Genomic DNA, 21,934 nt, shown 5'->3' on the forward strand with positions numbered 1-21,934 from the left:
GATCGGCTCCCGTCAGGCCGCGGCAGCGGCGATCTTGATCAATTTGGCGTAGTAGAACCCGTCATGGCCACCCTCCTGGGGCAACAATTGGCGCCCATGGGGTTGGGCGATGCCGGCGCCCGTGGTGAGGGCCAGCTCGCGTGCGCCTGGGGTGCGAGCCAGGAAGGCCGCGATGTTCTCGCTGTTTTCGGCCGGGAGTACCGAACAGGTGGCATAGACCAGTACGCCGCCAACCTCGAGGGTTTTCCACAGGGCGTCGAGCAGCTCGCCTTGCAACTGAGCCAACGCCGGAATGTCATCGGGCTGGCGGGTCAGCTTGATATCGGGGTGGCGGCGAATCACGCCGGTGGCCGAACAGGGCGCGTCGAGCAGGATCCGCTGGAAAGGCTTACCGTCCCACCAGGCGCCGGTGTCGCGGCCGTCTGCTGCAATGAGCGTGGCCTGCAGGCCCAGGCGGGCGAGGTTGTCCTGCACGCGTGCCAGGCGCTTGGGCTCCAGGTCGATACCCACGACTTCAGCCAAGCCCGGCTCCTGTTCGAGCAGGTGGCAGGTTTTGCCGCCAGGTGCACAGCACGCATCGAGCACCCGGTGGCCTGCCTTGAGCTCGAGCAGGCCAGCGGCCAGTTGCGCGGCCTCGTCCTGTACGCTGGCCCAGCCCTCGGCAAAACCTGGCAACTGGTCTACGTCACAGGCCTGGGCTAGCGTTACGCCATCGGCGCTGAAAGCACAGGGGTGCGCCGCGATACCGGCCTGGTCCAGCACGCGCAAGTAGTGGTCACGCTGGTGGTGGCGAACGTTCACCCGCAACGTCATGGGCGGGTGGGCATTGCTCGCTACGCAGAGTGCTTCCCAGTGCTCGGGCCAGGCAGCCTTCAAGGCTTTTTGCAGCCAGCGCGGGTAAGCGGTGCGTGCGACCGGGTCGTTGTTCATGTCTTGCAACGTTTGTGCGCCGTCCCGCTGGGCGTTGCGCAGCACCGCGTTGAGCAGGCCCTTGGCCCAGGGTTTCTTGAGCTTGTCGGCGCAGGCTACTGTCTCGCCGATTGCCGCATGGGCCGGCACCCGGCTGTGCAGCAGCTGGTAGAGGCCGACCAGCAGCAACGCTTGCAGGTCCAGATCATTGGCCTTGAAAGGCTTCTGCATCAGTTTGCCGATCAACAGCGAAAGCGCAGGCTCCCAGCGTGCGGCGCCGAAGGCCAGGTCTTGAGCCAGGCCACGGTCTCGCGGGTCGACCTTGGCCAGTTGCGGGGGCAGCGAGCCACCCAGCGAGGCCTTGCCCGCCAGCACCGCAGCCAGTGCTCGGGCGGCTGCCAGGCGCGGGCTCATTGGCCCAGTACCGTGCCGAGGGTGAATTGCTCGCGACGGCTATTGAACAGGTCGCTGAACGCCAGAGGCTTGCCACCGGGCAGTTGCAGGCGCGTCAGGCGCAGGGCGCCTTGGCCGCAGGCGACCAGCAGGCCGGTTTTATCCACAGCGATGATCTCACCGGGCTGCCCGTTGCCCTCGGCCAGGTTGGCCGCAAGCACCTTGATCGGTTCGCCGTTGAGCGTGCTGTGGCAGATCGGCCAAGGGAAAAACGCACGAACCGCCCGCTCCAGTGTTGCCGCATCGGCCTGCCAATCCAGGCGAGCCTCATCTTTGTTGAGCTTGTCCGCATAGGTCGCAAGGGTGTCATCCTGCCGCTCGCCTGGCAGCGTGCCTGCCGCGATGCCGTCGATAGCTTGCAGGACAGCGCCTGGGCCCAGCAGCGCCAGGCGATCATGCAAGCTGCCGCCGGTATCCTCGGCACTGATGGGCGTGCTGACCTTCAGCAGCATTGGGCCGGTATCGAGCCCCGCTTCCATGCGCATTACAGTCACGCCGCTGTCGGCGTCGCCCGCTTGCACGGCACGCTGGATGGGCGCCGCGCCGCGCCAGCGCGGCAGCAGTGACGCATGGCTGTTGATGCAGCCCAGGCGAGGGATGTCCAGCACCGCCTGCGGCAGGATCAGGCCATAGGCCACCACCACCATCAGCTCGGGCCGCAGCGCCGCGAGGGCCTGCTGGGCCTCGGTGGGCTTGAGGCTGGCGGGCTGGTACACCTCGATGCCGTGCTCCAGAGCCAGTTGCTTGACCGGGCTTGGCATCAGCTTTTGCCCGCGGCCGGCCGGGCGATCAGGTTGGGTATAGACCCCAATCACTTCGTGATCGCTGGCCAGCAGCGCTTTGAGGTGTTCAGCGGCGAATTCAGGTGTTCCGGCAAAAACGATGCGCATCGGTTCTAACCATCAAATAAAAAAGGCTTGCCTGGGCAAGCCTTTGTTGAAGTGGGTGGTCAAGCTTGCTGGCGGTGCTGTTTTTCCAGCTTCTTCTTGATCCGGTCGCGCTTGAGCGTAGACAGGTAATCGACGAACAGCTTGCCGTTCAAATGGTCGCACTCGTGCTGGATGCAGACCGCCAGCAGGCCCTCGGCGACCATTTCGAAGGGCTGGCCGTCACGGCCCAGGGCTTTGATCCTGACCTTTTGCGGCCGGTCGACGTTTTCGTAGAAGCCGGGTACCGAGAGGCAGCCTTCCTGGTATTGGTCCATTTGATCGGTCAGTGTTTCGAACTCCGGGTTGATGAACACCAGGGGTTCGCTACGATCTTCGGACAGGTCCATGACCACGACACGCTTGTGCACGTTGACCTGGGTAGCCGCCAGGCCGATGCCCGGGGCGTCGTACATGGTTTCGAACATGTCGTCGATCAACTGGCGCAGGCTGTCGTCGACCTCGGCCACAGGCTTGGCAAGGGTGCGCAGGCGAGGGTCCGGGAATTCGAGAATGTTTAAAATAGCCATATGCTCAAGTGCCGTGCTTTAAGGTAATGTCAGCGATGCGCTCAGGGGCGACCCGCCGGGCGCGGGCATTGACGAATGCGTACATGATAAAGGGATTCACGGCATGAGGAAATCACTACTGGCCCTGCTGTTGTTGGCCGCCAGCGGCCTGGCGCAGGCGCAAGTGCAACTCAGGGACGGTTATCCACAGCGCTATACGGTAGTCCAAGGCGACACGCTTTGGGACATATCCGGCAGGTTCCTCAGCAAGCCCTGGCAGTGGCCCGAGATCTGGCACGCCAATCCGCAGATCGCCAACCCTGATCTGATCTACCCCGGCGATACCCTGGTGCTCACCTTCGTCGATGGCCAGCCACGGCTTTCGGTGCAGCGCGGTGCGTCCCGAGGCACCATCAAGCTTTCACCTACTGTACGCACCAGCCCGGTTGCCCAGGCGATTCCGACCATCCCGTTGGGTGCGATCAACGCCTTCCTGCTCGACAACCGGGTAGTGGATTCGGCCGAGGACTTCGCCCGAGCACCCTATATCGTTGCCGGCAACCAGGAGCGGGTGCTGAGCGGGCGAGGTGATCGCATCTATGGGCGCGGGCAGTTCGACGCCAACCAGAGCGCCTACGGTATCTTTCGCCAAGGCAAGACTTACTTCGACCCCGCCACTCATGAAGTGCTGGGCATCAACGCCGACAACATCGGTGGCGCCGAGGTAGTCGCCCTGGAAGGTGACATGGCCACACTCAACCTGCAGGCTTCCAACGCTGAGGTTCGCCTGGGCGACCGCCTTTTCCCCACCGGCCTGATGCCAGTGAACTCGTTCTTCTACCCCAGCCCCCCAAGCCGCGAGGTTCACGGCACCATCCTCGACGTGCCGCGCGGCGTGACGCAGATCGGCAAGTATGATGTGGTGACGCTCGACCGTGGCCGCCGGGATGGGCTCGTAGAAGGCAATGTGCTCGCCATCTACAAGACCGGCGAAACCGTGCGTGACCGCGTCACGGGTGAGCAGGTGAAGGTGCCCGACGAGCGTGCCGGGATGTTGATGGTCTTCCGTACCTACGAAAAACTCAGCTACGGTCTAGTGCTAAACGCTACCCGTTCCCTCGCTATCATGGACAAGTTCACCAACCCATAGTGGCGTTTTTACAACATTCATCAACAGAGTTATCCACAGGCGTTGCAATCGCGCTTGTGGCGCTGAGATCAAGGATGATCCCATGCCATTGTTCGAACCCATCGGGCCTTCGCCCGCCGAGCTGGACGCTCGTTTGCGCCTGCATCTGCTTCCAGATGTCGGTGCCATCCACTTCTCCCGACTGATTCACGCCTTCGGCAGCGCCTGTGCGGCGCTGGCTGCGCCGGCGGCCGCCTGGCGTGCGCTGGGCCTCAAGGCCAGTAGTGCTGCAGCGCGTCGGGAGCCCTCTGTGCGGGATGCCGCACTGGCCGCCAGCCGGTGGCTTGAGCAGCCTGGCCGGCGCCTGGTGGCTTGGGATGACCCAGACTACCCTGCTTTGCTCAAGGAAATCGCCGACCCTCCGCCGCTATTGTTCGTACGCGGCAACCCCGCCCTGCTCGAGCGGCCACAGCTCGCGATCATTGGTAGCCGGCGGGCCAGCACCCCCGGGCTGGATACCGCACAGGCTTTCGCCCAGGCGCTGGCCGGGGCCGGTTTCGTCGTCACCAGCGGGCTGGCCCTTGGTATCGACGGCGCCGCGCATCGGGGGGCGATCAGGGCAGGCGGCGGCACTGTGGCAGTGCTCGGCACGGGGCTTGAGAATATTTATCCACAGCGGCACAAGGGCCTGGCAGAGGAGCTGGTGCAAGCCGGTGGCGCGCTGATTTCAGAATACCCGCTGGCTACACCACCGGCTCGGGATAACTTCCCACGGCGTAATCGCCTGATCAGCGGCCTGAGTCTCGGTGTGCTGGTGGTTGAGGCCCAGCTGGCCAGCGGCTCCTTGATCACCGCGCGCCTGGCTGCTGAGCAGGGCCGGGAGGTGTACGCCGTGCCTGGCTCCATTCACCACCCCGGTGCGAGGGGGTGCCATCAGTTGATCCGTGACGGTGCGCAATTGGTGGAAAGTGTCGAGCACATCCTCGAAGGGCTCGCCGGCTGGTCTGCCTACGCTGCAGCCATGCCCACTGCTGTGCCTATCAACGACCCCGTGCTCTGCGAACTGGCTGCAGGGCCCCGAAGCAGTGAAGCGCTCGCCCGCGACATGGGCTGGCCGCTGCCGCGCCTGCTGGCGGCCCTGACTGAACTCGAGGTCGCCGGGCAGGTCGTTTCTGAAGCCGGGCGATGGTTTGCCAGGCCACTGCCGGATACACTGCGCGCACGTTGAAACGGGGAGTGACAGACATGGTGAGCAGTTGGCGCACGCAACAGGCCGCGCGAGCTATTCGGGCAGGCGCAGTGCTTGCCTACCCGACCGAAGCAGTCTGGGGGCTGGGGTGTGACCCTTGGGACGAAGACGCGGTGATCCGCCTGCTGGCGATCAAGTCGCGGCCGATGGCCAAGGGGTTGATTCTCATCGCCGATAACATCCGCCAGTTCGACTTCCTGTTCGAAGATTATCCCCAGGACTGGCTCGACAAAATGGCCGCTACCTGGCCAGGCCCCAACACCTGGCTGGTGCCGCACCGTGACCTGCTACCGGAGTGGATCACCGGCCAGCATGACAGCGTTGCCGTGCGGGTCAGTGACCACCCTTTGGTACGTGAACTGTGCGCGCTGGTCGGGCCGATCGTGTCCACCTCTGCCAACCCCCAAGGCAAGGAGCCTGCGCGTACACGGCTGCGTGTCGAACAGTACTTCCGTGGCCAGGTTGACCACGTGCTCGGTGGCCCGCTGGGCGGGCGCAAGAACCCGAGCGTGATTCGCGACCTGCGCTCGGGTGAGGTCATCCGCCCTTAGGGCAGCAGAATGGTCGAGCCTGTGGTCCGCCGGCCGGAAAGCTCGGTGTGGGCCTTGGCCGCCTCGGCCAGCGGGTAGCGTTGGTTGATCTCGATGTTCAGCTTGCCGCTGGTGATCATGCCGAACAGCTCGTCTGCCATGCCTTGCAGCGCCGATGGCACAGCGTAGGTGGCCAGGGTGGGGCGTGTGACGTACAGCGACCCCTTGCTGGCCAGCACCCCAAGGTTCACCCCGCTTACTGCGCCGGACGCATTCCCGAAGCTCACCAGCAGGCCGCGAGGAGCCACGCAATCGAGTGAGGTTTCCCAGGTATCCTTGCCCACGCCGTCGTAGACCACCGGGCACTTCTTGCCGTCGGTCAGTTCCAGCACCCGCTGGGCCACGTTCTCATGGCTGTAGTCGATCACTTCCCAGGCACCGGCGGCTTTGGCCTTGGCGGCCTTTTCCGGGGAGCTGACGGTGCCGATCACCTTGGCGCCCAGGGCCTTGGCCCATTGGCAGGCCAGCAGCCCTACACCCCCCGCCGCCGCATGAAACAGAATAGTTTCGCCCGCCTCCACCCGATACGTCTGGCGCATCAGGTATTGCACGGTCAAACCCTTGAGCATCACCGCTGCGGCCTGTTCGAACGAGATGGCTTCCGGCAGCTTCACGAGCACGTTGGCCGGTAGCACATGGACGTCGCTGTAGGCACCCAGGGGGCCGCCAGCATGGGCCACGCGGTCACCCGGTTTCAGATGGGTGACGGCGCTGCCGACGGCCTCGACTTCGCCCGCAGCTTCGGTGCCAAGCCCTGATGGGAAGTTCGAGATCGGGTAGAGGCCGCCACGGAAATAGGTGTCGATGTAATTCAGGCCGATGGCCTTGTTGCGTACCCGCACCTCATTCGGGCCTGGTTCGGCGGGGGTGTAGTCGACGTATTGCAGGACTTCCGGGCCGCCGGTGGCGTCGAACTGGATACGTTTGGCCATGGTGATCTCCTTCGGGCAGGGGCAAAGCACCTATCGGACGCCTTTGCAGCAGCTTCGTCAACTGCTGGCACGCCCGGCTCGGTGATATGCTGGGCGCCGTTTTCACCGGGCCGCCAGTGCCGCTGGCGCCCCTCGCGTCGAGGTCAGTCCATGAGCCACCCCCGTACCGAAGCCGTCAAAACCTACCTGCTGGGCCTGCAAGACCGCATTTGCCAGGCACTTGAAGCCGAAGACGGCGGCGGCTGTTTCACCGAAGAGGCCTGGGTGCGCGAGGCCGGCGGTGGCGGCCGTACGCGGGTGATGGCAGAAGGCGCGCTGATCGAAAAAGGGGGCGTCAACTTCTCCCATGTCTTCGGCGCCGGGCTGCCTCCTTCGGCCAGTGCCCACCGGCCTGAGCTTGCCGGGCGCGGGTTCGAAGCGCTGGGGGTGTCGCTGGTGATTCACCCGCACAACCCTCATGTGCCGACCTCTCACGCCAATGTGCGGTTTTTCATTGCCGAGAAGGAAGGCGAAGAGCCGGTGTGGTGGTTCGGCGGCGGCTTCGACCTTACGCCCTACTACGCCCACGAAGAAGACTGCGTGCACTGGCACCGGGTGGCCGAACGGGCCTGTGCGCCGTTCGGCGCGGACGTCTACCCGCGCTACAAGGCCTGGTGCGACCGCTATTTCCATCTCAAGCACCGCGGTGAGCCCCGCGGTATCGGCGGGTTGTTCTTCGACGACCTGAACGAATGGGACTTCGACACCAGCTTTGCCTTCATGCGCGCGATCGGCGACGCTTACATCGAGGCTTACCTGCCCATCGTACAGCGGCGCCGGCAGCTCGCCTGGACGCCGGAGCAACGTGAATTCCAGGAATACCGCCGCGGGCGTTACGTCGAATTCAACCTGGTCTACGACCGCGGCACACTGTTTGGCCTGCAGTCGGGCGGGCGTACCGAGTCGATCCTCATGTCGCTGCCACCGCAGGTGCGCTGGGGCTACGATTGGCGCCCTGCGCCTGGCAGCGCTGAAGCACGGCTGACCGACTACTTTCTTCAGGACCGTGACTGGCTCGGCCTGAACCCTGAAAACCACGCGCCTTGACCGCAGGAAGTTTCTGTAATGGACCGTTACGTCGTTTTTGGAAACCCGATTGCCCATAGCAAATCGCCGTTGATCCACCGCCTCTTTGCAGAGCAAACAGCACAGCAGTTGGACTACAGCACTCAGCTGGCACCGCTGGACGGGTTCACGGCTTGCGCCAGGGGCTTCTTCCATCAGGGCGGCCTGGGGGCCAACGTGACCGTACCCTTCAAGGAAGAGGCGTTCCGCCTGTGTGACGAACTGACCGAGCGTGCCCGGCGGGCCGGCGCGGTAAACATGCTCAGCCGCCTGGAAGATGGCAGCGTGCGAGGCGACAACACCGATGGTGAAGGCCTGGTGCGCGACCTGATGAGCAACGCCGGCGCTACGTTGGCGGGTAAGCGCATTCTGTTGCTAGGTGCGGGCGGCGCCGTACGTGGGGTGCTTGAGCCGCTCCTGGAACAGGAGCCCGAGGCGCTGGTGATCGCCAACCGCACGCTGGAAAAAGCCGAGCTTCTAGCGGAGATGTTCGCCGAACTGGGGCCGGTAAGCGCCAGCGCTTTCGGTGTGCTCGCCGAGCCGTTCGACGTGATCATCAACGCCACCGCCGCCAGCCTGGCAGGGGAACTGCCACCGTTGGCGGCCAGCCTCATCGCCCCCGGCCGCACCCTGTGCTACGACATGATGTATGGCAAAGAGCCCACGCCTTTCTTACGTTGGGCCTCCGAGCATAAGGCGGCCCAGGCGATCGATGGGCTGGGCATGCTGGTGGAGCAGGCTGCAGTGGCGTTCCGCGCCTGGCGAAGCGTGGAGGTGGACACTGCCGTGGTGCTTCGCCAACTGCGGGAGCAACTGGGCTAGCTGCTTAGGCCGGTGATCAAGTGGCAGGCCGGCCTTGATTCACATTGCTCAGAGCTTGGCCTTCACCGCCGCGAGTGCCTCCTTGCCGTCGACCGTCTTCACGCCGGCCAGCCATTTATCCAGCACCTCTGGATGGGCCTTGAGCCAGGCCTTGGCCGCATCGGTGTTGCTCTTCTTGGTATCCACCACGTCGGCCATGATGGTGTTTTCCATCTCGGGCGTGAACATCAGCTGGGTCAGCAACTTGCCGACCTGCGGGCAGGCCTCGGCATAGCCGGGGCGGGTCAAGGTAAACACGCTGCCGGTTGCGCCGAAGTATTTTTCGCCACCGGTCAGGTATTTCATCTTCAGCTTCACGTTCATCGGGTGCGGCTGCCAGCCCAGGAACACGATGAACCTCTCGCGGCGCACGGCGCGGTCTACCTCGGCGAGCATGGCCTGCTCGCTGGACTCAGTGAGCTTCCAGTCGCCGAGGTTGAAGTCATTCTTCTTGATGATGTCCTGAAGCGACTGGTTGGCCGGCGCCCCCGCACCGATACCGTAGATCTTGTGGTCGAACTTGTCGGCCTGCTTGCTGAGGTCAGCGAAGTCATGCACGCCTGCGTTGTATACATAATCCGGGACAGCCAACGTGAATTCGGTGCCTTCCAGGTTCTTGGCCAGTTGCACCACCTTGCCGTTGGCGATGAACTGGTCGTAGAAACCTTGCTGCGCGGGCATCCAGTTACCCAGGAAGACGTCCACCTGGCCGTCGCGCAGGCCGCCGTAGGTGATCGGCACTGCCAGTGAGTCTACCTTCACCTGATAACCCATGCTCTCCAGCAAAAAGCCGGTGATGGCGTTGGTCGCGGCAATGTCGCTCCACCCCGGGTCGGCCATCCTGACCGGGCTGCAACTTTGTTCGGCCCAAGCGCCGGCACTCACGGCCATCATGCTTGCGGCCATCACGGTGGTTATCGTCTTCATGGCTTCCCCTTTTTCTACTCGGATTGGCAGGGTTGTGGATAACGTGCCCTGCGCTCCAGATCGTCCAGGTCGATATGGTTGCGCATGTATTGCTGGCTGGCATCGACCAGCGGCTGGTGATCCCAGCTCTTGAGTTGGCCCTGGGCCAGGGAGGTTGCGACGAAACGGCGCCGCCGCTGGCTGGCCAGCACCTGTTGGTGGATCGCTTGCATGTCCCATTTACCCCGTGCCTCGGCCAGGAAGCGGTCGAACAGCTCACGGTGATCGGGCGCGCTGCTCAGGTCCTCGCGTTCGTGAGGGTCTTGCCGCACGTTGTACAGCAGGCAAGGGTCGGCTTCACTGTAGATGAACTTGTAGTCGCCGCGGCGGATCATCATCAGCGGGCTGTTCGTGCCCTCGGCCATGTACTCGCCAAACACTTCATCGTGGGCGCCGCTGCCGTCAAGGTGGCCCAGCAGCGAGCGGCCATCGAGCGGCAGCTGTGGCTGCACCTGGCCCCCGGCCAGCTCCACCAGCGTTGGCAGCAGGTCGGCGGTGGAAACCGAAGCACTGACCCGCCTGGCGCCGAACTGGCCCGGGGCGTGGATCAACAAAGGCACTCGTGCCGACATCTCGAACCAGTGCATCTTGTACCAGAGGCCGCGCTCTCCCAGCATGTCGCCGTGGTCGCCAGAGAACACGATGATGGTGTCATCGGCCAGGCCGCATTCTTCCAGCGTGGCCAGCAGCCGCCCGACGTTGTGGTCGATGTAGCTGCACGCGCCAAAGTAAGCGCGGCGGGCATCGCGGATCTTGTTTTCCGGTAGCGGCTTGCGCCAAAGGTCGTAGACCTTGAGCAGCCGCTGAGAGTGCGGGTCGAGCGCCTGTTGGTCGGGCACGTTCGCCGGCATCGGGATGTCGTCGTCGCTGTACAGGTCCCAGAACGGCTTGGGGATGGTGTAGGGGTCGTGCGGATGGGTCATCGACACGGTCAGGCAGAAGGGGCGCCCACTGGCCTCGCGTACATGGTCATACAGATACTGCTGGGCCTTGAAGACCACCTCTTCGTCGAAATCGAGCTGGTTGGTGCGCACGCACGGCCCGGCCTGCAGCACCGACGACATGTTGTGGTACCAGCTGGGGCGCACGTCTGGCTCGTCCCAGTTCACTGCCCAGCCGTAGTCGGCAGGGTAGATATCGCTGGTCAGGCGCTGCTCGTAGCCATGCAACTGATCCGGGCCGCAGAAGTGCATCTTGCCCGACAGCGCAGTGTGGTAGCCCAGCTTGCGCAAGTAGTGGGCATAGGTAGGGACGTCGGCGGCGAAATCGGCAGCGTTGTCGTAAGCGCCGATTTTGCTGGGGAGTTGGCCGCTGACCAAGGTAAAGCGCGAGGGTGCGCACAACGGGCTGTTGCAGTAGGCGGAGTCGAAAAGCACCCCTTCGCTGGCAAGGCGCGAAAGGTGAGGCAACTTGATCGGCGACGGGTTGTAAAACGGCAGCAGAGGTGCGGCCATCTGGTCGGCCATCAGAAATAGAATGTTCTTGCGTTTCATAAGATCGCAGCGTTCCATTGTGGTGGGTTATGCGATATTGCTGGGAATAGAATGAAGGGCCGCGTCCGTTGGCGTAAATACCGTAGTCGATAATGCCTAGGATAAGTGCAGCTTATGTTTGAAAGTCTCGGAGCGGTCTCGCTCGATGCCTTGCGTGCCTTCGAAGCCGCCGCGCGGCATCGCAGTTTTACCGCTGCCGCTGCGGAGCTCGGCACTACCCAGCCCGCCATCAGCCAGCAGATCAAACGCCTTGAGGAGCAACTGGCCGTGCGCCTGTTCGACCGGGTGTACCGCGGGATAGACCTGACCGATGCCGGCGCTACCTTGTTCGAGCATGTGCAGGCGGGCCTGCAGAATATCGACACGGGCCTGGGCGCCATCACTGCGCAAGGCCAGCACGAAGTGCTGCAGGTCGCGACGGACTTCGCCTTCGCCGCCTATTGGCTGATGCCGCGGCTGCACCGTTTTCACCAGGCTCACCCGCAGGTGGATGTGAGCCTGGTCACCTCCGAGCGCAGCCATGGCATGTTGCGCAGCGATATCGACGTCGCCGTGCTGTTCGGGGATGGTCGATTCCGCCAAGGCGAGAGCCACTGGCTGTTCGATGAGCAGGTATTTCCGGTGTGTAGCCCCCGGCTGCTGGATACCGCCGCTACGCCGCTGTCGCTCAAGGCGTTGCGCGAGCTGCCGCTGTTGCACTTGCGTGGCGAAACCAGCAGCCAGTGGTTCGACTGGGCGCGGCTTTTTCGCCATTGGGAAATTCCCGCCCAGCCCACTCCAGGCCAGTTGCGTTTCGACAATTACACTTTGCTGATCCAGGCTGCGATCGCCGGGCAGGGGGTCGCCATCGGCTGGAAGCACCTGGTAGATGCCCTGCTCGACCAAGGCTTGCTGTGCCGCCCGTTCGAACAGAGTGCACGCTCGAACATGGGTTATTACGTCGTATTGCCCACGCGCAAGCGCCGCAGCCGGACCATCCAGCGTTTTGTCGACTGGTTGCTGGCCGAGCAGGTCGGCCCGCTGGCCCCGGAACGGTTCGCCCGTTGATGCGCAGGCAGCGTTAGTTCAGCACGCCGCTCAGGATCTCGTAAATCACGGTGGTGCCCACCGCTACCAGCACCACGTCTGGACCGACCCGGCGCCACTCGTAGCCGTCATAGCGAGGCAGGTGCGCCAGGGCGCGGCGATCGAGCGGGCGGCCATAGCCGTGCGGCAAAGGCTGGCCTTTGACCAGGTGTACCCCGGGTGGCATGGGTCGGCCGTGACCGAAATCGCCCCGATGATCGCTGATGCTCTGGCGCACCGGGCCAAAGTCGCGGGGTGGTTGCGGCCCCCGGCCGGGTTGGCCATGAGCCGCTGGTGGGTGGCCGCCATGGCCTGGGCCATGTTTGTCCGGGCCAGGGTCGGCTTGAACCAAAGGCGCTGTAGCCAACAGTGCAACACTCAGCGCACTGATCAGTGAGGTGGGCCATTTCATCATTCATTCCTCGGCGAGCGCCCGCACGCGGGCAACAAAAAGGGGCGCGAACCCTGTGCTCGCGCCCCTTGCGTTCTTGCCCGTTAGTGCCTGAAAAACCGAGGTAATTCCTCTGTATCCGAAACTTTACCCTGCCCTGGCACTGCCTTTACATTCGCCCTTACAGGCGGGCGCTGCGTACGCCTTCAGCCAGCTGTTTGCACAAGCCCAACACGCCTTCGACAGCCTCGCCCGGCGTCGCAGCCTTGGCGATCTGATCGACAAGCGCCGAGCCCACGACCACGCCGTCGGCAAGGCGCGCGATGGCGGCTGCTTGCTCTGGGGTGCGGATGCCGAAGCCGACGCTGATCGGCAGGTCGGTATGCCGACGCAGGCGCTCCACGGCTTCGGTCACGTGCTCGGCGGTCGCCGAGCCGGCCCCGGTCACACCGGCCACCGACACGTAGTAGACGAACCCGGAACTCCCGTTCAGCACGGTGGGCAGGCGCACGTCGTCGGTGGTGGGGGTGGTCAGGCGGATGAAGTCGATACCCGCAGCCTGTGCCGGGTCGCACAGGTCGTGGTTATGCTCTGGCGGCAGGTCGACCACGATCAGGCCGTCGACGCCGGCCTCTGTCGCATCGGCGATGAAGCGCTCGATGCCATAGTTATGGATCGGGTTGAAATAGCCCATCAGTACCAGCGGCGTGCTGCGGTCGCCTGCCCGAAAATCACGGGCCATCTGCAGGGTCTTGGTCAGGGTCTGACGGGCCTTCAGGGCACGGATGTTGGCCAGCTGGATGGCCGGGCCATCGGCCATCGGGTCAGTGAACGGCATGCCCAGCTCGATCACATCGGCGCCAGCCTGCGGCAGGCCCTTGAGGATCGCCAGCGAGGTGTCGTAGTCCGGGTCGCCGGAGGTGACGAAAGTGACCAGCGCGGCGCGGTTGGCTTGCTTGAGCTCGTCGAAGCGGTTTTGCAGGCGGCTCATCAGTGTTTCTCCCGCGTCGAAAGGTCCAGGTGGTGCATTACGGTTTGCATGTCCTTGTCGCCGCGACCGGAGAGGTTGACGACCATCAGATGGTCTTTGGGCAGCGTCGGTGCGAGCTTGAACACTTCGGCCAGCGCATGGGCGCTTTCCAGGGCCGGAATGATGCCTTCCAGGCGGCAGCACTGGTGGAAGGCTGCCAGAGCCTCATTATCGGTGACCGAGGTGTACTCCACCCGGCCGATGTCATGCAACCACGCGTGTTCAGGGCCGATGCCGGGGTAGTCCAGGCCTGCAGAGATCGAGTGGGCGTCGATGATCTGGCCGTCTTCGTCCTGCAGCAGGAACGTGCGGTTGCCGTGTAGCACGCCTGGGCGGCCGCCGTTGAGGCTGGCCGCGTGCTGGCCGGTCGCGATACCGTGGCCTGCGGCTTCGACACCGATGATCCGAACGCTCTGGTCATCCAGGAACGGGTGGAACAAGCCCATGGCGTTGGAGCCGCCACCGATACAGGCGACCAGGCTGTCGGGCAGGCGGCCCTCGGCCGCTTGTAACTGCTCACGGGTTTCCTTGCCGATCACCGCCTGGAAGTCCCGCACCATTGCCGGGTAAGGGTGTGGGCCGGCGACGGTGCCGATCAGGTAGAAGGTGCTGTCAACGTTGGTCACCCAGTCGCGCAGCGCTTCGTTCATGGCGTCTTTCAGGGTGCCGGTGCCAGCAGTGACCGGGACGATCTCGGCGCCCAACAGCTTCATGCGGAACACGTTCGCTTGCTGGCGCTCGATATCGGTAGTGCCCATGTAGATCACGCACTTCAGGCCGAAGCGTGCAGCGACGGTGGCGGTCGCTACACCGTGCATGCCTGCGCCGGTCTCGGCGATGATGCGTTGCTTGCCCATGCGCCGGGCCAACAGGATCTGGCCAATGCAGTTGTTGATCTTGTGAGCGCCGGTGTGGTTGAGCTCTTCGCGCTTGAGGTAGATCTTGGCGCCGCCACAGTGCTCGGTCAGGCGTTCGGCAAAATACAACGGGCTTGGGCGGCCTACATAGTCACGCTGGAAGTACGCCAGATCCTTGAGAAACGCTGGGTCAGCCTTGGCCGCTTCGTATTCGCGGTTCAGGTCCAGAATCAACGGCATCAGGGTTTCGGCGACATAGCGGCCACCGAACTGGCCAAACAGGCCGTTGGTATCAGGGCCGCTGCGGTATTGGGCTTGGGTCATGGATCACTCCTGCGGGAGGGTGGCTAGACAATGGGTTCACTTTACCTACCCCACGCCAGGCTGAAAACCGATAAGATCGCCATAACCTGTCAGGAAAACTCACCTATATGCGCCGTGATCTTCCTTCTCTGAATGCCCTGCGAGCGTTCGATGCCACCGCTCGGTCTGGCAGCGTGAGCCAAGCTGCGGAGAACATGAACGTGACGCATGGTGCCGTTAGCCGGCAGCTCAGGCTACTGGAGGACGAGCTAGGCGTACCGTTGTTCGTAAAAGATGGCCGCGGCCTTAAACTCACAGACGCCGGCATTAGATTGCGCGATGTGTGCGACGAGGCTTTTGGGCGGTTGAGGCAGGTCTGTGCGCAGTTGAGCCAGGCTCAGGAGGGCGCGCCCTTTTTGCTAGGGTGCTCGGGAAGCTTGCTCGCCCGGTGGTTCATCCCACGATTGGGGCAGCTCAATGCCGACCTGCCTGATCTGCGCCTGCACTTATCGGCCGGTGAAGGCGATGTCGACCCACGCAGTGCGACTTGGGATGCCCTGCTGGTGTTCGCTGAGCCGCCGTGGCCCGCCCAGATGCAGGTGCACGAATTGGCGCCCGAACGTATCGGCCCGGTACTCAGCCCGCGCCATCCCAGGTTCGAGCAGTTGTCCGGTGTCCCGGCGCATGCCTTGCTTGATGAGCCCGTTTTGCACACATTGTCTCGCCCCCAGGCGTGGCCAGAATGGGCCAGGCGCAATGGTTTGGCGCCCGAGTCGTTGACGCAAGGTCAGGGCTTCGAACACCTTTACTATCTGTTAGAGGCGGCGGTGGCTGGATTGGGCGTAGCGATTGCGCCCGAAGTATTGGTAGCCGATGACCTAAAGGCAGGGCGCCTGGCGGCACCCTGGGGCTTCAGCCAGACCCCAGCACGCCTCGCGTTATGGGTGCCTCGGCGTGCTGCAGACGGGCGTGCCCAGCGGCTGGCAGCGTGGCTCGCTGCCGCGCTGGGCAGCGAGGATCAGTCAGAACGCTTGCACAGCAAGTAGGCAGCGAGCAGGCCCAGGGCACCTACGGCGATCCCGGCGGTGGTCAGTGGGTGCTCTTGAGCATAGTCGCGGGTTGCAATGCTGGTTTCGCGAGTTTTGACTTTCACTTCTTCGTACGCATCCGCCAGCAGGCTACGCGATTGCTTGAGCGCCGACTCTGCGCTTGCCTTGAGATTCTTGATGGTCTTGCGCGACTCATCGGTGGCGTCGTCCTTGAGGCCTTCGAGCGAGCGCAACAGGCTCTCGATCTCGGCTTCCATGCTTTGCAGCGATGCTTTACGTAGCGAATTGGCCATGGGGTGTTCACTCCTGCGGGTGAGTTGCTGTGTAGAGGTGGGACTTCACCGCTTGGCGAAAGTGCGGTCGGGGTGAACTTTTGCTGCCGCTTCGCCCCTTAACAGGTATAAGCCACCAGCCGGTGGCGTACGCCCTGAACAGGAGCAAGGCCATGTCTGATCATCACACCTACAAAAAGACCGAGCTGGTAGGTTCTTCCACAACCAGTATCGAAGACGCCATCAACAATGCGTTGGCCGAAGCCAGCAAATCGCTCGATCTGATGGAGTGGTTCGAAGTAATGGAAACCCGCGGCCACATCCTTGACGGCAAGGTCGCTCACTTTCAGGTGACCATCAAAGTGGGCTTCAAGATCGCCAACAGTTGACCCAGGCACTGGCTAAAAAAACCGTTTTACGTTAATACGGTGGTGCCCTTCGAATGGGCCAGGATAGCTGAGCAGTATCAACAGACCAGGGAACGAGACCGATGAAAAAACTTTTGTTGGCTGTAGGGTTGTTGGGTATGGCAGGGTCCGCGTTCGCCGCTGGCACCTCGTGCGATACCGTGAAGAGCGATATCGACGCCAAGATCAAGGCCAAGGGCGTTTCAGGCTATAGCCTGGAAGTGGTCGACAAAGGCAGCGCCGCCGATGGCAAGGTCGTTGGGAGCTGCGAGGGCGGCACCAAGGAGATCGTCTACAAACGAGGCTGATGCTCCGCCTGATTACAGATGAACGAAGCCCGGCATATGCCGGGCTTCGTGCTTCACGCGCTCATGATTTGTGACAGCAACCGATACGAGTGCAGCCGATCGGTATGCTCGTAAAGGTCGCAGGTAAAGATCAGCTCATCGGCCTGAGTTTGCTCAAGCAGCACCTCCAACTTGCCGCGAATCTTCGCGGGGCTGCCGATCATGGCAAGGCCTAGGAAGCTGCCTACCGTATCTTTCTCATGGGGCAACCACAGCCCTTCCATGCTCGGCACCGGTGGTTGCTGCACCAGGCTTTGCCCGCGGATCAGGTTGAGAATGCGCCGGTAGACCGAAGTGGCCAGGTAGTCGGCCTGCTCATCGGAGTCGGCCGCCACTAGCGGTACGCCGAGCATCACGTAGGGTTTGGCCAGCGTGGCCGAGGGTGTGAAATGGTCACGGTAGACACGTACCGCCTCATGCATCAGCCGTGGGGCGAAGTGCGAGGCAAAGGCATAAGGCAAGCCGCGCATACCGGCCAACTGCGCACTGAACAGGCTCGAGCCCAGTAGCCAGATGGGCACCTCGGTTCCACTGCCCGGCACGGCGATCACCCGTTGCCCCGGCGTGCGAGGGCCCAGGTAAGCGGCGAGCTCTGCCACATCATCCGGGAAGTCGTCTGCCGAGCCTGAGCGCTCCCGGCGCAGCGCGCGGGCGGTCATCTGGTCGGAGCCGGGTGCACGGCCCAGGCCGAGGTCGATCCGGCCAGGATAAAGGCTGGCCAGCGTGCCGAACTGTTCGGCGATCACCAACGGTGCATGGTTGGGCAGCATGACGCCGCCCGAGCCGACGCGGATGGTCGAGGTGCCGCCTGCCAGGTACCCGAGCAGCACCGAGGTGGCGGAACTGGCGATGCCGTCCATATTGTGGTGCTCGGCTACCCAGAAACGGGTGTAGCCCCAGCGCTCCGCGTGTTGGGCCAAGTCCAGCGAATTGCGCAGCGATTGCGCAGGGCCCAGGTCTTGACGGACTGGCACAAGGTCCAGCGCCGAATATTTGATGCTTGCCAACGTACCCATGAACACTCCACTTAAAAAAATGACACCCCCGCGCCGTTTTTTTAGTTGTCAGGCGACTACATTGAACGCATTCGCCTTGACGTGCAAACCAACTGAACTTGGCCCATGCGTGGGCCTCTGACCTTTTATTGAACCAGCACAATACCCAAGGAGGTAGCATGACTATCAAGAAACAAGCGTCCGCTCACTGGGAAGGCGGCTTGAAAGACGGCACCGGGAAAATTTCCGTGGGCAGCGGCGCGTTCAGCGATTTGCCCTACGGCTTCAAGGCGCGTTTCGAGGGCGTTAAAGGCTCCAACCCCGAAGAGCTCATCGGGGCGGCCCACGCGGGCTGCTTCTCCATGGCGCTGTCGATGATTCTCGGCGAGGCAGGCTTGACCGCGACCGCCATCGATACCCAGGCCGAAGTATCGCTTGAGCAGAAGCCCGATGGTTTCACGATCACTGCCGTGCACCTGACGCTCAAGGCCAGCGTGCCTGGCGCTACCGAAGAGCAGTTCAAAGAGCTGGCCAACAAAGCCAAGGTCGGCTGCCCGGTGTCGAAAGTCCTCAATGCCGACATCACCCTCGACGCTTCGCTGGTGAATTAAGGTGAAGCGCGCGGCGTTGTGGTGCGTGTTCGCCCTGTGGGCCGGCAGCGCCAGCGCCGCGCCGCTTGATTGCGAAGCGTTGAAGGCCGAGATCGAGGCCAAGATTCAATCCAATGGCGTGGCCGACTACACCCTTGAGATCGTGGACAACGCCGATGCGAAAGACCCGTCCATGATCGTAGGCAGTTGCGCCAATGGCACTCGCAAAATCATCTATCAGAAAAACGGCTGACGGCTACCACAGGCAGTAGTTGCTTTTGTCTTGAGCGACAACCTGATTGGCTGAATCGTACAGCAGGGCGCTGGGCTCGATGCCCAGGCTACGGGCCTGGATTCGATAGCGCTCTGCGGCCTTGAACCCGTCGTACTGCACGGTGATGTAACACATGCGCTCACTCGGCTGGCTCATGATCGTGAGGGGAATATTCACTTCATAGTCATAGCGAAATTCCAGCGTGTGAGAGCCCGGCTTAAGCTGAAAATAACGCCCGTCATCGAGGCGCTTGCCGTCGACTTTCTCAGCGAGTATTGCCTTACCGCCGAGCATGCTCAGGTCGACCCAGGCCTGCGCCGAATCGTGCGCGGGCAGAGGTGTGGTGTTGCAGGCACTCAGTAGGGCCAATACGGCCAGCAGGGCGGGCTTGGAGCGCATCATTCAGTTCCAGGGGGGCATCGATTGGCCTAGCATATCCCCAAATCTTCAGGCGCGCTGGCAACCTGCGGGTACCCCTTTGCTGACCAGCTTGTTCTGTTCGTCGTAGAGCTTGGCCCATGGGGTGAACCCTACAGTGCCCGCCTGCAGGCGGTACCGTTCACCGGCATTGAAATGGGCGAACTTGACGTTGAGCTGGCAATCACGCCACAAGGGGTTGGCGTCTGGGCCGATGTTCGTGGGGGCCACGGCGAACTGGTAACGAACCGTCAGTTCATGGCTGCCGGGCTGCACTTCGAAATAGCGTTTGTCTTCCCACTGTTTGGCATCGACTTCCTGAGCATGCAGCGAATTGTTCTGTGGCACCTGAAGGTCCACCCACGCCTGGTGCGGGTCGGGGCTTGGCAGGCCGATCAGTGAGCAGCCTGGCAGCGCAAGCAGGCAGCAAAGTAACAAATTTTCACGCATTGTCGCACTCCGAAGCAGCAAAATGGGGGCAATGGTGGATGGCGATCTACGTCGCCTCAGGGCTGCACAGGGGGCAGGAATGATCCAGCCAGGGCGCACCCGCCACGGCAAACGAGACAACTTCAGCAGGGGCTGGGTTCCCTTGCTGCTACTTTGCCTGCTCAGCGGTTGCTCAAGCGTTCGCTATTATGGCCAGCTCGCTCAGGGCCAGTGGCAGTTGTTGCAGGCTCGCGAGCCGGTAGAGGAGGTCATCGCTGACGCTTCGCGCCCCGCCCCACTGCGGCAGTACCTGAGCCAGGCCCTGCAGGCTAGGCGTTTCGCGAGCGAGCAGCTCCACCTGCCCGACAACGCTAGCTATCGGCTCTACGCGGACATCCACCGGCGGTTCGTGGTGTGGAACGTATTCGCCACCGATGAGTTCTCGCTGCAACCGCTAACGAATTGTTTTCCCATCGCAGGCTGCGTGGCCTATCAGGGCTTCTATGCCCAGGGCGATGCCAGGGGCGCCGCTGCGCTGCTCCGCCAGCAGGGCAAGGACGTCTATCTGGGCGGTGTCGAAACCTATTCCACACTGGGCTGGTTCGACGACCCGATCATCAGCACCATGACCGGGTGGGGCCAGGAACGGCTGGATACGCTGATTTTCCATGAGCTCGCCCACCAGCGCTTCTATGTGAAGAACGACACTCAGTTCAATGAGTCATTCGCCACCTTCGTCGAGCAGGAAGGCACACGGCAATGGCGTGCCTGGCGCAAGCTGCCCCCTGCCGACCCTGGGCGGCAAGCGCAGCGTGAGCAATTCGTGCAACTGGTGCTGGGCACCCGCCAACGGCTGGAGGCGCTGTATCGCCAGCCGCTGTCGCGCCAAGCCATGCGCCAGGCCAAGGCTGAGCAATTCGAGCGCCTGAGGCGCGATTACCAACAGCTGCGCGATCGGCAATGGCAGGGTGACCGCCGTTACGACGCTTGGGTGTACTCACCCTTGAACAACGCTAAGCTGCTGCCCTTTGGTTTGTATGACCAGTGGGTGCCCGCCTTTGCCGAGCTGTTCGCGCAGCAGGGGGGTAACTGGCCGCGCTTCTATGCTGAGGTGCAACGGCTCGGCGCCCTCCCCACCGCCCAACGCTCGGCGGCATTGCAGGCGCTCATGCCCGCGGAGGTGAAAACGCCTGGTGCAGTGCCTTGAGCGTGGCGAAATGGTACGTGGGTGTTTCGCCCAATAGCTCGGCCTCGCTGCCGAAGCCGTAGCCAACCGCCACGCAATCGAGCCCGTTGGCGCGCGCGCCGATCAGGTCGTGCTTGCGGTCGCCGATCATCAAGGTCTGGGCAGGTTCAAGGCGCTCCTGCTCGAGCAAATGGGCAATCAGGTCGACCTTATTGGTGCGGGTGCCGTCCAGCTCGCTGCCGTAGATCACCTTGAAGTGCCGGGCAAAGTTGAAATGCCGGGCAATCTCACGGGCGAACTCCCAGGGCTTGGAGGTGGCGATGTACAGATGCCGCCCTTGAGCGACCAGGGTCTCGAGTAGCTCGGTAACCCCTTCGAACACTTCGTTTTCATACAGACCGGTCACGCGAAACCGGTCGCGATAGTGGTTCACGGCTTCCCAGGCCTTGGCCTCGCTCAGCCCATAGAACTGCATGAATGCTTGCAATAGCGGAGGGCCGATGAAGTGCTCGAGCTTGGCGAGGTCGGGTTCATCGATGCCAAGCTTGCCCAGGGCGTACTGAATCGACCGGGTGATACCTTCACGGGGGTCGGTCAGGGTACCGTCGAGGTCGAAAAGGATATTGCGATGGCCCAGGTTCATGCGCGGTCGTACCCCGCCGCGAGGTGGCGATCCTTGAGCCTGACGTAGTTGGCCGCACTGTAGGTGAAAAAGGCCCGCTCTTTGTCGGTCAGGGCGCGCGCCTGCTTGGCCGGGCTGCCTACGTAGAGGTATCCGCTTTGCAGGCGCTTGCCTGGCGGCACCAGGCTGCCGGCGCCGATGATCACTTCATCTTCGACGACCGCGCCATCCATTATGGTGCTGCCCATGCCCACCAGAATCCGGCTGCCTAGCGTGCAACCGTGCAACATGACCTTGTGGCCGATGGTTACGTCGTCACCGATCAGCAGTGGGAACCCCTCAGGGTTAAAAGGCCCGGCGTGGGTGATGTGCAGCACGCTGCCGTCCTGCACGCTGGTGCGCTGGCCGATGCGGATATGATGCATGTCACCGCGGATCACTGTGAGTGGCCAGACTGAGCTGTCGTCACCGATCTCGACATCGCCCAGCACCACAGCGCTGCGGTCGACGAATACCTTGGCCCCCAATTGGGGAGCATGTTGTTCGAACCTTCGAATGGACACGATAGCCTCCTTTGAT

At 62.9% G+C, this 21,934-nt stretch carries 27 protein-coding genes; 12 read left to right on the plus strand and 15 right to left on the minus strand.

All coding sequences use genetic code 11. From position 1 onward, the window contains the following. Nucleotides 1-12: 12 nt before the first annotated feature. From rsmB to def, 3 genes are read right to left on the minus strand one after another with little or no spacing between them, the layout of a single operon-like run. On the minus strand, nucleotides 13-1,323 hold the full coding sequence (gene rsmB, locus F474_RS20680) for a 16S rRNA (cytosine(967)-C(5))-methyltransferase RsmB (RefSeq protein ID WP_097087836.1): 1,311 nt from the start codon (nucleotides 1,321-1,323) through the stop codon (nucleotides 13-15). Beyond that, entirely contained in the window at nucleotides 1,320-2,252 is a 933-nt protein-coding gene (fmt, locus tag F474_RS20685; protein ID WP_097087834.1) for a methionyl-tRNA formyltransferase, read from the minus strand. Before fmt ends, rsmB begins: the two co-directional genes overlap by 4 nt. Nucleotides 2,253-2,311: 59 nt before the next feature. Further along, nucleotides 2,312-2,818: a peptide deformylase gene (gene def / locus F474_RS20690; RefSeq protein ID WP_097087832.1), complete on the minus strand. Its 507-nt coding sequence runs from the start codon at nucleotides 2,816-2,818 to the stop codon at nucleotides 2,312-2,314. A 103-nt stretch (nucleotides 2,819-2,921) separates the two neighbouring features. On the opposite strand from def, the gene F474_RS20695 reads away from it, so the two are divergent. From F474_RS20695 to F474_RS20705, 3 genes are all read left to right on the plus strand, one after another. Continuing rightward, on the plus strand, nucleotides 2,922-3,947 hold the full coding sequence (locus tag F474_RS20695) for a LysM peptidoglycan-binding domain-containing protein (protein WP_097087830.1): 1,026 nt from the start codon (nucleotides 2,922-2,924) through the stop codon (nucleotides 3,945-3,947). 82 nt (nucleotides 3,948-4,029) lie between these two features. After that, nucleotides 4,030-5,154, plus strand: a complete 1,125-nt coding sequence (gene dprA, locus F474_RS20700) for a DNA-processing protein DprA (RefSeq protein ID WP_097087828.1) — start codon at nucleotides 4,030-4,032, stop codon at nucleotides 5,152-5,154. Nucleotides 5,155-5,171: 17 nt separating this feature from the next. Beyond that, on the plus strand, nucleotides 5,172-5,726 hold the full coding sequence (locus F474_RS20705; RefSeq protein WP_097087825.1) for an L-threonylcarbamoyladenylate synthase: 555 nt from the start codon (nucleotides 5,172-5,174) through the stop codon (nucleotides 5,724-5,726). Here F474_RS20705 and F474_RS20710 read toward each other — a convergent pair. Then, the gene (locus F474_RS20710) at nucleotides 5,723-6,697 is read right to left on the minus strand and encodes an NADPH:quinone reductase (protein WP_097087823.1); all 975 of its coding nucleotides are present in this window, start codon (nucleotides 6,695-6,697) and stop codon (nucleotides 5,723-5,725) included. The two genes, F474_RS20705 and F474_RS20710, sit on opposite strands and share 4 nt — an antisense overlap. Nucleotides 6,698-6,847: 150 nt before the next feature. Between F474_RS20710 and hemF the strand changes: the two genes are divergently transcribed. Both hemF and aroE read left to right on the plus strand, forming a co-directional pair. Continuing rightward, the gene (hemF, locus tag F474_RS20715; protein ID WP_097087821.1) at nucleotides 6,848-7,783 is read left to right on the plus strand and encodes an oxygen-dependent coproporphyrinogen oxidase; all 936 of its coding nucleotides are present in this window, start codon (nucleotides 6,848-6,850) and stop codon (nucleotides 7,781-7,783) included. A gap of 18 nt (nucleotides 7,784-7,801) precedes the next feature. Continuing rightward, nucleotides 7,802-8,623, plus strand: a complete 822-nt coding sequence (gene aroE, locus F474_RS20720) for a shikimate dehydrogenase (protein ID WP_097087820.1) — start codon at nucleotides 7,802-7,804, stop codon at nucleotides 8,621-8,623. 48 nt (nucleotides 8,624-8,671) lie between these two features. Here the strand turns inward: aroE and choX are convergent, their stop codons facing one another. Both choX and betC read right to left on the minus strand, forming a co-directional pair. After that, a complete protein-coding gene (choX, locus tag F474_RS20725; protein ID WP_371916175.1) occupies nucleotides 8,672-9,568 on the minus strand; it encodes a choline ABC transporter substrate-binding protein in 897 nt (298 codons plus the stop codon). A gap of 35 nt (nucleotides 9,569-9,603) precedes the next feature. Beyond that, nucleotides 9,604-11,121, minus strand: a complete 1,518-nt coding sequence (gene betC, locus F474_RS20730; RefSeq protein WP_097087816.1) for a choline-sulfatase — start codon at nucleotides 11,119-11,121, stop codon at nucleotides 9,604-9,606. 114 nt (nucleotides 11,122-11,235) lie between these two features. Here betC and F474_RS20735 point away from each other — a divergent pair, with 114 nt between their 5' ends. Continuing rightward, nucleotides 11,236-12,168: a LysR family transcriptional regulator gene (locus tag F474_RS20735; protein WP_097087814.1), complete on the plus strand. Its 933-nt coding sequence runs from the start codon at nucleotides 11,236-11,238 to the stop codon at nucleotides 12,166-12,168. A gap of 13 nt (nucleotides 12,169-12,181) precedes the next feature. On the opposite strand, the gene F474_RS20740 is transcribed toward F474_RS20735, so the two are convergent. The 3 genes from F474_RS20740 to trpB form a co-directional block, all read right to left on the minus strand. Then, nucleotides 12,182-12,598, minus strand: coding sequence for an anti-virulence regulator CigR family protein (locus tag F474_RS20740; RefSeq protein WP_097087812.1), 417 nt, complete (start codon nucleotides 12,596-12,598; stop codon nucleotides 12,182-12,184). A 160-nt stretch (nucleotides 12,599-12,758) separates the two neighbouring features. Continuing rightward, nucleotides 12,759-13,568 carry a tryptophan synthase subunit alpha gene (gene trpA / locus F474_RS20745; RefSeq protein WP_097087810.1) on the minus strand — a complete coding sequence of 270 codons (810 nt, stop codon included), beginning with the start codon at nucleotides 13,566-13,568 and terminating at the stop codon, nucleotides 12,759-12,761. Beyond that, on the minus strand, nucleotides 13,568-14,788 hold the full coding sequence (gene trpB / locus F474_RS20750) for a tryptophan synthase subunit beta (protein ID WP_097087807.1): 1,221 nt from the start codon (nucleotides 14,786-14,788) through the stop codon (nucleotides 13,568-13,570). The genes trpA and trpB overlap by 1 nt, the downstream gene beginning before the upstream one ends. A 107-nt stretch (nucleotides 14,789-14,895) precedes the next feature. On the opposite strand from trpB, the gene F474_RS20755 reads away from it, so the two are divergent. Beyond that, entirely contained in the window at nucleotides 14,896-15,813 is a 918-nt protein-coding gene (locus tag F474_RS20755; protein WP_097087805.1) for a LysR family transcriptional regulator, read from the plus strand. Here the strand turns inward: F474_RS20755 and F474_RS20760 are convergent. Continuing rightward, nucleotides 15,786-16,109, minus strand: a complete 324-nt coding sequence (locus F474_RS20760) for a YqjD family protein (RefSeq protein WP_097087802.1) — start codon at nucleotides 16,107-16,109, stop codon at nucleotides 15,786-15,788. The genes F474_RS20755 and F474_RS20760 overlap by 28 nt on opposite strands. A gap of 152 nt (nucleotides 16,110-16,261) precedes the next feature. On the opposite strand from F474_RS20760, the gene F474_RS20765 reads away from it, so the two are divergent. Continuing rightward, nucleotides 16,262-16,477: a dodecin gene (locus F474_RS20765; protein ID WP_097087799.1), complete on the plus strand. Its 216-nt coding sequence runs from the start codon at nucleotides 16,262-16,264 to the stop codon at nucleotides 16,475-16,477. A 101-nt stretch (nucleotides 16,478-16,578) separates the two neighbouring features. Then, the gene (locus tag F474_RS20770) at nucleotides 16,579-16,803 is read left to right on the plus strand and encodes a DUF1161 domain-containing protein (protein WP_097087796.1); all 225 of its coding nucleotides are present in this window, start codon (nucleotides 16,579-16,581) and stop codon (nucleotides 16,801-16,803) included. Nucleotides 16,804-16,856: 53 nt separating this feature from the next. Here F474_RS20770 and F474_RS20775 read toward each other — a convergent pair whose 3' ends face one another. Beyond that, nucleotides 16,857-17,858 (minus strand): LLM class flavin-dependent oxidoreductase, encoded by a 1,002-nt coding sequence (locus F474_RS20775; RefSeq protein WP_097087794.1) that lies wholly within the window; start codon nucleotides 17,856-17,858, stop codon nucleotides 16,857-16,859. Nucleotides 17,859-18,016: 158 nt separating this feature from the next. Here F474_RS20775 and F474_RS20780 point away from each other — a divergent pair, with 158 nt between their 5' ends. Together F474_RS20780 and F474_RS20785 are read left to right on the plus strand one after the other, a co-directional pair. Continuing rightward, nucleotides 18,017-18,448, plus strand: coding sequence for an OsmC family protein (locus F474_RS20780; protein WP_097087791.1), 432 nt, complete (start codon nucleotides 18,017-18,019; stop codon nucleotides 18,446-18,448). 1 nt (nucleotide 18,449) lies between these two features. Next, nucleotides 18,450-18,680 (plus strand): DUF1161 domain-containing protein, encoded by a 231-nt coding sequence (locus F474_RS20785; protein WP_097087789.1) that lies wholly within the window; start codon nucleotides 18,450-18,452, stop codon nucleotides 18,678-18,680. Between the two features lie 3 nt (nucleotides 18,681-18,683). Here the strand turns inward: F474_RS20785 and F474_RS20790 are convergent, their stop codons facing one another. Both F474_RS20790 and F474_RS20795 read right to left on the minus strand, forming a co-directional pair. After that, a complete protein-coding gene (locus F474_RS20790) occupies nucleotides 18,684-19,100 on the minus strand; it encodes a hypothetical protein (RefSeq protein WP_097087787.1) in 417 nt (138 codons plus the stop codon). 48 nt (nucleotides 19,101-19,148) lie between these two features. Further along, on the minus strand, nucleotides 19,149-19,568 hold the full coding sequence (locus tag F474_RS20795) for a hypothetical protein (protein ID WP_097087785.1): 420 nt from the start codon (nucleotides 19,566-19,568) through the stop codon (nucleotides 19,149-19,151). A gap of 79 nt (nucleotides 19,569-19,647) precedes the next feature. Here F474_RS20795 and F474_RS20800 point away from each other — a divergent pair, with 79 nt between their 5' ends. Beyond that, nucleotides 19,648-20,754, plus strand: a complete 1,107-nt coding sequence (locus tag F474_RS20800) for an aminopeptidase (RefSeq protein ID WP_097087783.1) — start codon at nucleotides 19,648-19,650, stop codon at nucleotides 20,752-20,754. On the opposite strand, the gene F474_RS20805 is transcribed toward F474_RS20800, so the two are convergent. Together F474_RS20805 and F474_RS20810 are read right to left on the minus strand one after the other, a co-directional pair. Further along, nucleotides 20,714-21,376 (minus strand): HAD family hydrolase, encoded by a 663-nt coding sequence (locus F474_RS20805; RefSeq protein ID WP_371916172.1) that lies wholly within the window; start codon nucleotides 21,374-21,376, stop codon nucleotides 20,714-20,716. The genes F474_RS20800 and F474_RS20805 overlap by 41 nt on opposite strands. Continuing rightward, entirely contained in the window at nucleotides 21,373-21,918 is a 546-nt protein-coding gene (locus tag F474_RS20810) for a gamma carbonic anhydrase family protein (RefSeq protein ID WP_097087781.1), read from the minus strand. The genes F474_RS20805 and F474_RS20810 overlap by 4 nt, the downstream gene beginning before the upstream one ends. Nucleotides 21,919-21,934 lie beyond the last annotated feature (16 nt).

It is taken from the genome of Pseudomonas sp. URIL14HWK12:I12 (assembly GCF_003097135.1).
Lineage (GTDB): Bacteria > Pseudomonadota > Gammaproteobacteria > Pseudomonadales > Pseudomonadaceae > Aquipseudomonas.

Bases quoted from the DNA above. Each gene is read 5' to 3' on its own strand.
- rsmB (WP_097087836.1), bottom strand. From the start codon at position 1,323: ATGAGCCCGCGCCTGGCAGCCGCCCGAGCACTGGCTGCGGTGCTGGCG.
- fmt (WP_097087834.1), bottom strand. From the start codon at position 2,252: ATGCGCATCGTTTTTGCCGGAACACCTGAATTCGCCGCTGAACACCTC.
- def (WP_097087832.1), bottom strand. From the start codon at position 2,818: ATGGCTATTTTAAACATTCTCGAATTCCCGGACCCTCGCCTGCGCACC.
- F474_RS20695 (WP_097087830.1), top strand. From the start codon at position 2,922: ATGAGGAAATCACTACTGGCCCTGCTGTTGTTGGCCGCCAGCGGCCTG.
- dprA (WP_097087828.1), top strand. From the start codon at position 4,030: ATGCCATTGTTCGAACCCATCGGGCCTTCGCCCGCCGAGCTGGACGCT.
- F474_RS20705 (WP_097087825.1), top strand. From the start codon at position 5,172: ATGGTGAGCAGTTGGCGCACGCAACAGGCCGCGCGAGCTATTCGGGCA.
- F474_RS20710 (WP_097087823.1), bottom strand. From the start codon at position 6,697: ATGGCCAAACGTATCCAGTTCGACGCCACCGGCGGCCCGGAAGTCCTG.
- hemF (WP_097087821.1), top strand. From the start codon at position 6,848: ATGAGCCACCCCCGTACCGAAGCCGTCAAAACCTACCTGCTGGGCCTG.
- aroE (WP_097087820.1), top strand. From the start codon at position 7,802: ATGGACCGTTACGTCGTTTTTGGAAACCCGATTGCCCATAGCAAATCG.
- choX (WP_371916175.1), bottom strand. From the start codon at position 9,568: ATGGCCGCAAGCATGATGGCCGTGAGTGCCGGCGCTTGGGCCGAACAA.
- betC (WP_097087816.1), bottom strand. From the start codon at position 11,121: ATGAAACGCAAGAACATTCTATTTCTGATGGCCGACCAGATGGCCGCA.
- F474_RS20735 (WP_097087814.1), top strand. From the start codon at position 11,236: ATGTTTGAAAGTCTCGGAGCGGTCTCGCTCGATGCCTTGCGTGCCTTC.
- F474_RS20740 (WP_097087812.1), bottom strand. From the start codon at position 12,598: ATGAAATGGCCCACCTCACTGATCAGTGCGCTGAGTGTTGCACTGTTG.
- trpA (WP_097087810.1), bottom strand. From the start codon at position 13,568: ATGAGCCGCCTGCAAAACCGCTTCGACGAGCTCAAGCAAGCCAACCGC.
- trpB (WP_097087807.1), bottom strand. From the start codon at position 14,788: ATGACCCAAGCCCAATACCGCAGCGGCCCTGATACCAACGGCCTGTTT.
- F474_RS20755 (WP_097087805.1), top strand. From the start codon at position 14,896: ATGCGCCGTGATCTTCCTTCTCTGAATGCCCTGCGAGCGTTCGATGCC.
- F474_RS20760 (WP_097087802.1), bottom strand. From the start codon at position 16,109: ATGGCCAATTCGCTACGTAAAGCATCGCTGCAAAGCATGGAAGCCGAG.
- F474_RS20765 (WP_097087799.1), top strand. From the start codon at position 16,262: ATGTCTGATCATCACACCTACAAAAAGACCGAGCTGGTAGGTTCTTCC.
- F474_RS20770 (WP_097087796.1), top strand. From the start codon at position 16,579: ATGAAAAAACTTTTGTTGGCTGTAGGGTTGTTGGGTATGGCAGGGTCC.
- F474_RS20775 (WP_097087794.1), bottom strand. From the start codon at position 17,858: ATGGGTACGTTGGCAAGCATCAAATATTCGGCGCTGGACCTTGTGCCA.
- F474_RS20780 (WP_097087791.1), top strand. From the start codon at position 18,017: ATGACTATCAAGAAACAAGCGTCCGCTCACTGGGAAGGCGGCTTGAAA.
- F474_RS20790 (WP_097087787.1), bottom strand. From the start codon at position 19,100: ATGCGCTCCAAGCCCGCCCTGCTGGCCGTATTGGCCCTACTGAGTGCC.
- F474_RS20795 (WP_097087785.1), bottom strand. From the start codon at position 19,568: ATGCGTGAAAATTTGTTACTTTGCTGCCTGCTTGCGCTGCCAGGCTGC.
- F474_RS20800 (WP_097087783.1), top strand. From the start codon at position 19,648: ATGATCCAGCCAGGGCGCACCCGCCACGGCAAACGAGACAACTTCAGC.
- F474_RS20805 (WP_371916172.1), bottom strand. From the start codon at position 21,376: ATGAACCTGGGCCATCGCAATATCCTTTTCGACCTCGACGGTACCCTG.